Raw genomic sequence first — 10,125 nt, forward strand, 5'->3', positions numbered from 1 at the left:
AGACAGCCATGGACCTCACCGGCAAGACCGCCCTGGTCACCGGCTCCACCAGCGGCATCGGTCTGGGCATCGCCCAGCGCCTGGCCGCCGCTGGCGCCACCCTCATCCTCAACGGCTTCGGCGATCCCGCTGCGGCCCAGGCCAGCCTGCCCGGCCGCAGTGGCTTCCACGGCGCCGACCTGTCCAGGCCGGAAGAGATCGAGGAGCTCTTCGCCTACGCCCAGCGCGACTTCGGCGGCGTCGACATCCTGGTCAACAATGCCGGCATCCAGCACGTGGCGCCGGTGGAAGACTTTCCGGTGGAGCGCTGGGACGCGGTGATCGCCCTCAACCTGTCGGCCGTCTTCCACACCACCCGCCTGGCGCTGCCAGGCATGCGCGAGCGCGACTGGGGCCGCATCGTCAACATCTCCTCGGTGCACGGCCTGGTGGCTTCCACCGGCAAGGCCGCCTATGTGGCCGCCAAGCACGGCGTGGTGGGCCTGACCAAGGTCACCGCGCTTGAGACCGCCCGCACCGGCATCACCTGCAACGCGCTCTGCCCGGGTTTCGTGCTCACCCCGCTGATCCAGCAACAGCTGGACAGCCGTGGCAGCGATCCGGACCAGGCACGGCGCGACCTGCTCAGCGACAAGCAGCCGTCGCAGGAATTCGTCACCACCGACCAGTTGGGCGAACTGGCGCTGTTCCTGTGCAGCGACGCCGCCGCCCAGGTGCGCGGCGCCTCCTGGACCATGGACGGCGGCTGGACCGCTCAATAACGACAAGAGGATCTCTGCCATGAACAAGCTCTACCCCAACGCCGCGGCCGCCCTCGACGGGCTGGTCAGCGACGGCATCACCCTGGCCGTGGGCGGCTTCGGCCTCTGCGGCATCCCCGAGGCGCTGATCGCCGCCCTGCGCGACACCGGCGCCCGCGAACTGACCGCCATCAGCAACAACGCCGGGGTGGACGGCTTCGGCCTCGGCCAGCTGCTGGAGACCCGGCAGATCCGCAAGATGATTTCCTCCTACGTGGGCGAGAACAAGGAATTCGAACGCCAGTACCTGGCCGGCGAACTGGAGCTGGAATTCACCCCCCAGGGCACCCTGGCCGAGAAGCTGCGCGCCGGTGGCGCGGGCATCCCGGCGTTCTATACCCGCACCGGCTACGGCACCCTGGTGGCCGAGGGCAAGGAGGTGCGCGACTTCAATGGCCAGCCCCATGTCATGGAGCTGGCGCTGACCGCCGACGTGGCCCTGGTCAAGGCGCAGCGCGCCGACAAGGCCGGCAACCTGGTCTTCAACAAGACCGCGCGCAACTTCAATCCGCTGTGCGCCATGGCCGGTCGCGTCTGCGTGGCCGAGGTGGAAGAGCTGGTGGAGATCGGCGAACTGGGCCCGGACCAGATCCACCTGCCCGGCATCTTCGTGCAGCGCCTGGTGGTCAACGCAAGCCCCGAGAAACGTATCGAGAAACGCACCCTGAGCGAGGAGAAGTAAGATGGCCTGGACCCGCGAACAGATGGCGCAACGCGCCGCCCGGGAGCTGCAGGACGGCTTCTACGTCAACCTCGGCATCGGCTTGCCGACCCTCGTCGCCAACTACATCCCCGCCGGCATGGACGTCTGGCTGCAGTCGGAAAACGGCCTGCTGGGCATCGGCCCCTTCCCTACCGCCGAGACGGTCGATCCGGACCTGATCAACGCCGGCAAGCAGACCGTTACCGCCCTGCCCGGCAGCAGCTATTTCGATAGCGCCACCAGCTTCGGCATGATCCGCGGCGGCCATGTGAACCTGGCCATCCTGGGCGCCATGCAGGTGTCGGAAAAAGGTGACCTGGCCAACTGGATGATCCCCGGCAAGATGGTCAAGGGCATGGGCGGCGCCATGGACCTGGTGGCTGGCGTGCAGCGCGTGGTGGTGCTGATGGAGCACACCGCCAAGGGTGCCCACAAGATCCTGCCAGCCTGCGACTTGCCGCTGACCGGGGTTGGCGTGGTCGACCTGATCATCACCGACCTGGCCGTGCTGGAGGTGACCGAAGGCGGCCTGAAACTGGTGGAGCTGGCCGAAGGCGTGAGCCTCGATGAACTGCGCGCCGCCACCGGCGCCCCCATCCAGGCCTGAGGAGATCCCAGCCATGCAAGACGTCGTCATCGTCGCCGCCACCCGCACCGCGGTCGGCAGTTTCCAGGGCTCCCTGGCCAATGTGCCCGCGGTGGAGCTTGGCGCCACCGTCATCCGCGCCCTGCTGGAACAGACCGGCGTGGCCCCAGCCGCGGTGGATGAAGTCATCCTCGGCCAGGTGCTCACCGCCGGTGCGGGCCAGAATCCGGCGCGCCAGGCGGCGGTCAGGGCCGGCCTGCCCCACGAGGTGCCGGCCCTGACCCTGAACAAGGTCTGTGGCTCCGGCCTCAAGGCGGTGCAGCTGGCGGTCCAGGCGATCCGCTGCGGCGACGCCGAGATCGTCGTCGCCGGCGGCATGGAGAACATGAGCCTGGCGCCCTATGTGCTGCCCAAGGTACGCACCGGCTTGCGCCTGGGCCATGCCGAGCTGGTCGACACCATGATCAGCGATGGGCTGTGGGATGCCTTCAACGACTACCACATGGGCCAGACCGCGGAGAATCTGGTGCAGAAGTACGGCATCAGCCGCGAGGCCCAGGATGCCTTCGCTGCACGCTCCCAGCAGCGCGCCGCGGCAGCGGTGGAGTCCGGGCGGTTCCGCGAGGAGATCACCCCGGTGGCCATCCCCCAGCGCAAGGGCGAACCGCTGCTGTTCGACACCGACGAAGGCATCCGCGCCGACACCACCGCCGAGGGGCTGGCGCGCCTGCGTCCAGCCTTCACCAAGGACGGCAGCGTCACCGCGGGCAACGCCTCCAGCCTCAACGATGGCGCCGCTGCCGTGCTGGTGATGAGCGCCGCCAAGGCCACCGCCCTGGGGCTCACGCCGCTGGCCCATGTCGCCGCCTATGCCAGCGCCGGGGTGGACCCGGCGATCATGGGCATCGGCCCGGTCTCCGCCACCCGCAAGACCCTGGAAAAGGCCGGCTGGCGGCTGGCCGACCTGGACCTGATCGAAGCCAACGAAGCCTTCGCCGCCCAGGCCCTGGCCGTGGGTCAGGAGCTGGGTTGGGATGACGACAAGGTCAACGTCAACGGCGGCGCCATCGCCCTGGGCCATCCCATCGGCGCCTCCGGTTGCCGGGTGCTGGTGACCCTGCTCCACGAATTGCGCCGCCGTGACGGTCGACGAGGCTTGGCGACCCTGTGCATCGGTGGTGGTCAGGGCGTGGCGCTGGCGGTGGAGCGGCGTTAAAGCCTATCGCGGCCATGGGCCGCTCCTACAGGTCCGGACACCACCGTAGGAGCGGCCCATGGCCGCGATCAATGCATCACCGTCCCGCACTACATTCCCACAAAAAACAACAACAAAAGGACCTCCCATGAGCTCAACCCCTTCCCGCGATTCGCGCAGCGCGCGGTTCGCCCTGGCCTGTTCCAACTGGGCCGAACGCTGGTTTCCCGATTCCTGGGTGTTCGCCGTGCTCGCTGTGGCCGTGGTGGCCCTGGCCGCCCTTGGCATGGGGGCGCCGGCGGCCACCACCGCCAAGGCCTTCGGCGATGGCTTCTGGAGTCTGATCCCCTTCACCATGCAGATGGCCTTCGTGGTCATCGGCGGCTATGTGGTCGCCAGTTCCGGCCCGGCCGGGCGCCTGATCGAACGCCTGGCGCGGGTGCCGCGCACCGGACGCGGCGCGGTGTGCTGGGTGGCCCTGGTGGCCATGCTCGCCTCCCTGCTCAACTGGGGTCTGAGCCTGGTGTTCGGCGGCCTGCTGGTGCGCGCCCTGGCGCGGCGAGAAGAACTCAAGATGGACTATCGCGCCGCTGGCGCTGCGGCCTACCTGGGCCTGGGCGCGGTCTGGGCGCTGGGGCTGTCATCCTCGGCGGCGCAGCTGCAGGCCAATCCGGCCAGCCTGCCTCCTTCGATCCTGGCCATCACCGGGGTGATCCCCTTCAGCCAGACGCTGTTCCTCTGGCAGTCCGGCGTCCTGCTGCTGGTGTTGCTGGTGGTCTCGACGGTGATCGCCTATGTCACCGCCCCGGGGCCGGACAGCGCGCGCGATGCCCGCGCCTGTGGCGTCGATGTCACCCCGGCGCCCAAGCCGGCCGCCAGGCCAACCCGTCCGGGTGAATGGCTGGAATACAGCCCGATCCTGATCGTGTTGCTGGTGCTGCTGGCCGCGGGTTGGCTGGTGCAGGAATTCGCCAGCAAGCCGGCCATCGAGGCCATTTCGGGGCTGAACACCTACAACCTGCTGTTCATCTCCCTGGGCGCTTTGCTGCACTGGCGACCCCGGCACTTCCTCGACGCCGTGGCCCGCGCGGTACCGGCCACCACTGGGGTGCTGATCCAGTTTCCGCTGTACGGCTCCATCGCCGCCATCCTGACCAAGGTCAACGGCGCCGACGGCCAGACCCTGGCGCACCATATTGCAGCGTTCTTCACCCAGATTGCCACCCACGACACCTTCGCCCTGCTGATGGGCGTCTATTCGGCGCTGCTGGGGTTCTTCATCCCCTCGGGTGGGGGCAAGTGGATCATCGAGGCGCCCTATGTGATGCAGGTGGCCAACGACCTGCAGTATCACCTGGGCTGGGCCGTGCAGATCTACAACGCCGCCGAGGCCCTGCCGAATCTGATCAATCCCTTCTACATGCTGCCGCTGCTGGGCGTGCTGGGGCTGAAGGCGCGCGACCTGGTCGGCTTTTCCTTCGTGCAGCTGCTGGTCCATGCACCCCTGGTGCTGGTGCTGCTGTGGCTGTTGGGGGGAACGTTGGCGTATCTGCCGCCGGTACACCCGTAGCTCGGGTGGGGCGCAGACGATAAAGCGGGAGGGGTAAAGCGGAAGCCGGCTGAATCTCAGCCGGCGATGGCCAGGCGGGTGCTGTCGATGATGGCCTGCAGGCGGCTCGGGCTGCTGTATTCGTCACGATAGATCCGGCGGGTGTGCTTGGCCACGCCATGTTCGTTAACGACGATGAAGGAAAAACCCCGTTTGCTAGGGGCGTCGATGACGCAGCTCATCGGCGCGAAAGCGGCGCTGAGGGCATGCATGGCGTTCTGGGCTTGGGCTTGTATGTTCATGACTTCAGTTGTAAACCTCACGTGTGACGCTGCTATGACAAGGGTCCAGACCGATAGTGCCTAGTCCTTGAATTAATTGTTAGCAATAGACGTGCCGGAATGTAACAAGGCCTTCCGGCACGTCTTTTCCTTACTTGCCAGCCGTCTGCTGGCGACGCTTGGCCCGCCGCGACAGCATGTTCAGACCCTCGATCAGCGCCGAGAAGGCCATGGCCGCATAGATATAGCCCTTGGGCACATGGGCGCCAAAACCCTCGGCGATCAGGGTCATGCCGATCATGATCAGGAAGCCCAGCGCCAGCATCACGACGGTGGGGTTCCGGTCGATGAATTTGGCCAGGGGATCGGCCGCCAGCAACATGACGGTCACTGCCACCACCACCGCGATCACCATCACCGGCAGGTGTTCGGTCATGCCCACGGCGGTGATGATGCTGTCCACCGAGAACACCAGATCCAGCAAGAGGATCTGCACGATGGCCGAGCCGAACGCCAGGGTCGCCGTCTCAGCGCCCTTGGTCAGGGCGCTGTCGGGCTCGGGATCGACGTTGTGGTGAATCTCCTTGGTCGCCTTCCACAACAGGAACAGGCCACCGGCGATGAGGATCAGGTCCTTCCAGGAAAAGCTCTTGCCGAACACCTCGATGATCGGCTCGGTGAGCTGGACGATCCAGGCCACGGTGCCGAGCAGGCCCAGGCGCAGGATCAACGCCAGGCTGATACCGATGCGGCGGCCCTTCTGCTGTTGATGGGCGGGCAGCTTGTTGGTGAGGATGGAGATGAAGATCAGGTTGTCGATACCCAGCACCACCTCCATCACGATCAGGGTAGCCAGGGCAGCCCAGACGGTCGGATCGGCAGCGAGTTGTAGCAGATAGTCCATTGCGGTGCGGTTCCAGTGGGAAGAGAAAGGCCTGACGCGGGGTCAGGCCGTAGGTCTCACCATCAGAGCCTTGGCGGTGTGAAATGCTCGTGAAGACCTCTGCTGCAATTGTTTCAAACTATCGCAGCAGTACGTCGCTGGACGAAGCGCGCCACGTAGTCGTCGGCCGGCTGGCCGAGGATGTCCGCTGGGGTGCCCACCTGTACCAGCCGACCGTCGCGCAGGATGGCGATGCGATTGCCCAGGCGCAGCGCTTCGTCGAGGTCATGGGTGATGAAGACGATGGTCTTGTGCAGGCGCTGTTGCAATTCCAGCAGCTGCTCCTGCATCTCGGCGCGGATCAGCGGATCGAGGGCGGAAAAAGCCTCGTCCATCAGGATGATCTCGGTGTCCGCCGCCAGAGCGCGGGCCAGGCCGACCCGCTGGCGCATGCCGCCGGACAACTGGTGCGGCCACTTGCGCTCGTAACCGGCCAGGCCGACTACCTCCAGCCAGTGCAGCGCCCGCTCCCGGCAGACCGCCTTGGGCTCGCCGCGCACCTTGAGGCCATAGGCGACGTTGTCCAGCACCCGCCGATGGGGCAAGAGACCGAAGCTCTGGAACACCATGCTGATGCGCTGGCGCCGTAACTCGCGCAACGCCGGCAGGGGCAGCTGGAGGATGTCCTGACCATCGATGAGGATGCGCCCGCTGCTCGGATCGATCAGCCGGTTGAAGTGGCGCACCAGGGTCGACTTGCCGGAACCCGAGAGCCCCATGATGACGAAGATCTCGCCTTCGGCGATCTCCAGGGAGAGATCGTCCACCCCCACCACGCAACCCGTGCGGGCGAGGATGTCGGCCTTGTCGTGCCCCTCACGGAGCAGGGCCAGGGCCGCCTGCTCGCGTTTGCCGAAGATCTTGGAGACCCGTTCGACGACGATCTTCATCGCTCCACCTCGTGACGCTGGCGGCCATAGGCCTGGGTGATGCGGTCGATGACCACGGCGAGAATGACGATGGCCAGTCCCGCCTGCAGGCCCTTGCCCACGTCCAGGGTCTGGATGCCCACCAGCACCTCTTCACCAAGACCGCGGGCGCCGATCATGGAGGCGATCACCACCATGGACAGCGCCATCATGGTGGTCTGGTTGATGCCGGCCATGATGCTTGGCAAGGCCAGCGGCAACTGCACGCCGAACAGCTGCTGCCAGCGATTGGCGCCAAAGGCGTTGACCGCCTCCATGACCTCGCGATCGACCTGGCGGATACCCAGGTCGGTGAGGCGGATCAGGGGCGGCGCGGCGTAGATCACCGTGGCGAAGATCGCCGGCACCTTGCCCAGGCCGAACAGCATCAGCACCGGGATCAGGTACACGAAGCTGGGCATGGTCTGCATGATGTCCAGCAGCGGCATCAGCACCAGGCGCAGGCGAGCGCTGCGGGCGCAGAGAATGCCCAGGGGGATTCCGATGATCACCGCGATGGCGGTGGCCACCAGCACCAGGGCCAGGGTCTGCATCAGCTTGTCCCACAGCCCCAGGGCGCCGACCAGGAACAGCAGTCCGGTGATCAGCAGGGTCGGCAACACCCGGCGGGTGGCATGGGCGGCCAGGGCCGCGACGATCAGCAGCAGCGCCCACCAGGGGGTGCCGCGCAGCAGGCCTTCGAGCCAGACGATGGCCTGCAGCAGGGTGTCGGAGATGGTCCGGAAGACGTCGCCGTAGCGGGTCACCAGCCAGTCGACACCGCGATTGACGGCGTCGGCGAAGGAAAAGGTCAGACCTTCGGGAAACATCCTAGAGCGCCGCCTGGATCTTGCTGCGCGCCGCCGCGTCGGTCACCCAGGCCTGCCACAGTTCGGGATGGGCCTTGAGCAGCGCCTTGGCCGCGGTGGGGGCGTCCTGCTTGGCTTCGGCCTGTTCGGCCAGGGTGCGGTTGAGCAGCTCGATGGGCACATTGACGCGGCTCAACACGGCGACCAGTTCCGGGGCACCATCGTGGAAAGGCTTGGAGAGACCGGCCTGCACCTGGATGCGCTTCTCTTCGCCGGCGCGCGGCTTGAGTTGCACCATGTCCACGCGCCCCAGCAGCGGCGTCGGCGACCAGTAGTAGGTCAGGATCGGCTGCTTGCGCCGAGTGGCCGAGACGATGGCCGCATCCAGCGCCGGTCCGGTGCCGGGACGAAAGTTGGTGTACTTGTCGCTCAAGCCGTAACTCTGCAGCATCTGGGTGTTTTCCAACTCGCACGTCCAACCGGCCGGGCAGTTGTAGAAACGGCCCTTGCCTGGCTCCTCCGGATCGCGGAACAGCTCGGCATATTGTCCCAGGTCGGCGATGCTCTTCAAGTCGGGGGCCTTGGCGCCCTCACCTTCCACCAGATAACGCGGCACATACCAGCCTTCGGTGGCGCCTTCGATGGGCGCGCCCACGCCGACCACCTTGCCGGCCGCGGCGGCCTTGTTCCAGGCCTCGCTGCGACCGATCCACTCCTCGGCGAAGACCTGAATGTCATTGTTGCCCAGCGCCTGCTCCAGGGTGATGGAGTTGCCAGGAATGCTGTCCACGGTGCAGTCATAGCCGTGCTGCAGAACGAAACCCATCAACTCGGTGAGCAGCATGCCACTCTCCCAGTTCACCCCGGCGAACTTCACCGGCTGGCTGGCGCACCAGCTGTCGGCCTGAGCGGTGCCGGCGGCGAGTAGGCCAAGGGAAAGGCCGGCGGCCAGGAGGGAACGGCGGGAAAAGGCTATGGGCATGGGTGGCTCCGTCTGCACTGGGAGGGCCAGGGCGGCAGAGCCGTTCCGCTGGCGATCCTACCTTGGTCAGCGGCGCGGGCCCAGGGTTCAGCCAAGGGCCCTGGCGCCGCCGCGGTGAGGCGCGCGGGTGCTGAATCCCGCCTCGTGCTCCGGTCGATTGATTGCCGCCACTTCAGCACCAGCGACCGCTCCTGGCCCGTTGCGACACCCGCGTGGACGGCCGCTGCGCTCGAACTTTGCCCGCGCTCGGCTCTTCTACCAGGAACACCCACGCGGAGCCGATCATGCGTATCCATCACCTCAACTGCGGCTGCATGTGCCCCCTGGGCGGGGCGCTGTACGACGGTTTCAGCCATGGTCTTGCCGCCCACCTCGCCTGTCATTGCCTGCTGGTGGAAACCGACCGGGACGGTCTGGTGCTGGTGGATACCGGTTTTGGCGAAGCCGATCTGCGGGAGCGGGGCCGGCGGCTGAGTCCCTTCTTCCGGCTGATGAATCGCATCCAGTACGACCCCGAGCTCAGCGCCCTGGCGCAGATTCGCCGCCTGGGTTTTCGTCCGGGCGATGTTCGCCATATCGTGCTGACCCACCTGGACTTCGATCACGCCGGCGGCCTGGATGACTTTCCCCAGGCCCAGGTCCATGTGCTCCAGCGTGAATGGGACGCCCAGCGCCAGCGCCACGGCTTCATCGGCCGCCGTCGCTACAGCCCGGCGCAGTGGGAAGGGATCCGCCATTGGCATTTCCACGAACCCCGGGGCGAGGCCTGGCACGGCTTCGCCAGCGTGCGCGACCTGCCCGGCCTGCCGCCGGAAATCCTGATGATCCCCCTGCCCGGCCACACCCCGGGCCATGCCGGCATCGCCGTCCAGCACGACGGGGGCTGGTTGCTGCACGCCGGCGACGCCTATTTCTATCGCGACGAGATGCGCCAGCCCGAACGCCACTGCACGCCGGGGCTGAGATTCTACCAGCGACTGATGGAAGCCGACCGCACCAGTCGCCTGGACAACCAGGCGCGCCTGCGCGAACTTTCCCTGCGCCAGGATCTGGGGCTGACGCTTTTCTGCAGTCATGACCTAGTGGAGTTTCGGCAATTGCAGGAGGATAAGCGAGCGTAGGTTGGGCTGAGCGCAGCGAAGCCCAACAGGACCTAGGCCGAACTCCTCAGTGTTGGGCTTCGACGGTGGAGCCGTCTCAACCCAACCTACGACGCGACCCGCCACTGCGGTCCCGTAGGTTGGGCTGAGCGTAGCGAAGCCCAACGGGATTAGTCCTCAATGTTGGGCTTCGACAGTGGAGCCGTCTCAACCCAACCTACGACGCGATCCGCCACTGCAGTCCCGTAGGTTGGGCTAAGCGCAGCGAA

11 protein-coding genes are annotated in these 10,125 nt (G+C 66.6%); 6 read left to right on the forward strand and 5 right to left on the reverse strand.

Annotation, left to right across the window (positions count from 1 at the left end):
* Positions 1-8 precede the first annotated feature (8 nt).
* The 5 genes from BMZ43_RS02170 to BMZ43_RS02190 all read left to right on the forward strand — a co-directional run bounded on the left by BMZ43_RS02170 (position 9) and on the right by BMZ43_RS02190 (position 4,854).
* The gene (locus BMZ43_RS02170; protein ID WP_093249464.1) at positions 9-761 is read left to right on the forward strand and encodes a 3-hydroxybutyrate dehydrogenase; all 753 of its coding nucleotides are present in this window, start codon (positions 9-11) and stop codon (positions 759-761) included.
* Between the two features lie 19 nt (positions 762-780).
* Complete coding sequence (locus tag BMZ43_RS02175; protein ID WP_093249467.1) at positions 781-1,482, forward strand: CoA transferase subunit A; 702 nt, start codon at positions 781-783, stop codon at positions 1,480-1,482.
* A 1-nt stretch (position 1,483) separates the two neighbouring features.
* The gene (locus tag BMZ43_RS02180) at positions 1,484-2,110 is read left to right on the forward strand and encodes a CoA transferase subunit B (RefSeq protein WP_017641837.1); all 627 of its coding nucleotides are present in this window, start codon (positions 1,484-1,486) and stop codon (positions 2,108-2,110) included.
* 13 nt (positions 2,111-2,123) lie between these two features.
* A complete protein-coding gene (locus tag BMZ43_RS02185; RefSeq protein WP_093249470.1) occupies positions 2,124-3,305 on the forward strand; it encodes an acetyl-CoA C-acetyltransferase in 1,182 nt (393 codons plus the stop codon).
* A 127-nt stretch (positions 3,306-3,432) separates the two neighbouring features.
* Positions 3,433-4,854: a short-chain fatty acid transporter gene (locus tag BMZ43_RS02190; protein ID WP_093249474.1), complete on the forward strand. Its 1,422-nt coding sequence runs from the start codon at positions 3,433-3,435 to the stop codon at positions 4,852-4,854.
* Between the two features lie 56 nt (positions 4,855-4,910).
* Here BMZ43_RS02190 and BMZ43_RS02195 read toward each other — a convergent pair whose 3' ends face one another.
* From BMZ43_RS02195 to BMZ43_RS02215, 5 genes are all read right to left on the reverse strand, one after another.
* On the reverse strand, positions 4,911-5,135 hold the full coding sequence (locus tag BMZ43_RS02195; RefSeq protein ID WP_017641840.1) for a hypothetical protein: 225 nt from the start codon (positions 5,133-5,135) through the stop codon (positions 4,911-4,913).
* Between the two features lie 130 nt (positions 5,136-5,265).
* A complete protein-coding gene (locus BMZ43_RS02200; RefSeq protein WP_017641841.1) occupies positions 5,266-6,018 on the reverse strand; it encodes a TerC family protein in 753 nt (250 codons plus the stop codon).
* Positions 6,019-6,131: 113 nt separating this feature from the next.
* A complete protein-coding gene (locus BMZ43_RS02205; protein WP_064308000.1) occupies positions 6,132-6,947 on the reverse strand; it encodes a quaternary amine ABC transporter ATP-binding protein in 816 nt (271 codons plus the stop codon).
* Positions 6,944-7,795, reverse strand: a complete 852-nt coding sequence (locus BMZ43_RS02210) for an ABC transporter permease (protein ID WP_017641843.1) — start codon at positions 7,793-7,795, stop codon at positions 6,944-6,946. Before BMZ43_RS02210 ends, BMZ43_RS02205 begins: the two co-directional genes overlap by 4 nt.
* A 1-nt stretch (position 7,796) precedes the next feature.
* A complete protein-coding gene (locus BMZ43_RS02215; protein WP_017641844.1) occupies positions 7,797-8,756 on the reverse strand; it encodes an ABC transporter substrate-binding protein in 960 nt (319 codons plus the stop codon).
* Positions 8,757-9,040: 284 nt separating this feature from the next.
* Here BMZ43_RS02215 and BMZ43_RS02220 point away from each other — a divergent pair, with 284 nt between their 5' ends.
* Positions 9,041-9,877, forward strand: coding sequence for an MBL fold metallo-hydrolase (locus BMZ43_RS02220; RefSeq protein ID WP_093249477.1), 837 nt, complete (start codon positions 9,041-9,043; stop codon positions 9,875-9,877).
* The last annotated feature ends 248 nt before the right edge of the window (positions 9,878-10,125 follow it).

It is taken from the genome of Pseudomonas sp. Snoq117.2 (assembly GCF_900110545.1).
Lineage (GTDB): Bacteria > Pseudomonadota > Gammaproteobacteria > Pseudomonadales > Pseudomonadaceae > Chryseomonas > Chryseomonas benzopyrenica.

Bases quoted from the DNA above. Each gene is read 5' to 3' on its own strand.
- BMZ43_RS02170 (WP_093249464.1), top strand. From the start codon at position 9: ATGGACCTCACCGGCAAGACCGCCCTGGTCACCGGCTCCACCAGCGGC.
- BMZ43_RS02175 (WP_093249467.1), top strand. From the start codon at position 781: ATGAACAAGCTCTACCCCAACGCCGCGGCCGCCCTCGACGGGCTGGTC.
- BMZ43_RS02180 (WP_017641837.1), top strand. From the start codon at position 1,484: ATGGCCTGGACCCGCGAACAGATGGCGCAACGCGCCGCCCGGGAGCTG.
- BMZ43_RS02185 (WP_093249470.1), top strand. From the start codon at position 2,124: ATGCAAGACGTCGTCATCGTCGCCGCCACCCGCACCGCGGTCGGCAGT.
- BMZ43_RS02190 (WP_093249474.1), top strand. From the start codon at position 3,433: ATGAGCTCAACCCCTTCCCGCGATTCGCGCAGCGCGCGGTTCGCCCTG.
- BMZ43_RS02195 (WP_017641840.1), bottom strand. From the start codon at position 5,135: ATGAACATACAAGCCCAAGCCCAGAACGCCATGCATGCCCTCAGCGCC.
- BMZ43_RS02200 (WP_017641841.1), bottom strand. From the start codon at position 6,018: ATGGACTATCTGCTACAACTCGCTGCCGATCCGACCGTCTGGGCTGCC.
- BMZ43_RS02205 (WP_064308000.1), bottom strand. From the start codon at position 6,947: ATGAAGATCGTCGTCGAACGGGTCTCCAAGATCTTCGGCAAACGCGAG.
- BMZ43_RS02210 (WP_017641843.1), bottom strand. From the start codon at position 7,795: ATGTTTCCCGAAGGTCTGACCTTTTCCTTCGCCGACGCCGTCAATCGC.
- BMZ43_RS02215 (WP_017641844.1), bottom strand. From the start codon at position 8,756: ATGCCCATAGCCTTTTCCCGCCGTTCCCTCCTGGCCGCCGGCCTTTCC.
- BMZ43_RS02220 (WP_093249477.1), top strand. From the start codon at position 9,041: ATGCGTATCCATCACCTCAACTGCGGCTGCATGTGCCCCCTGGGCGGG.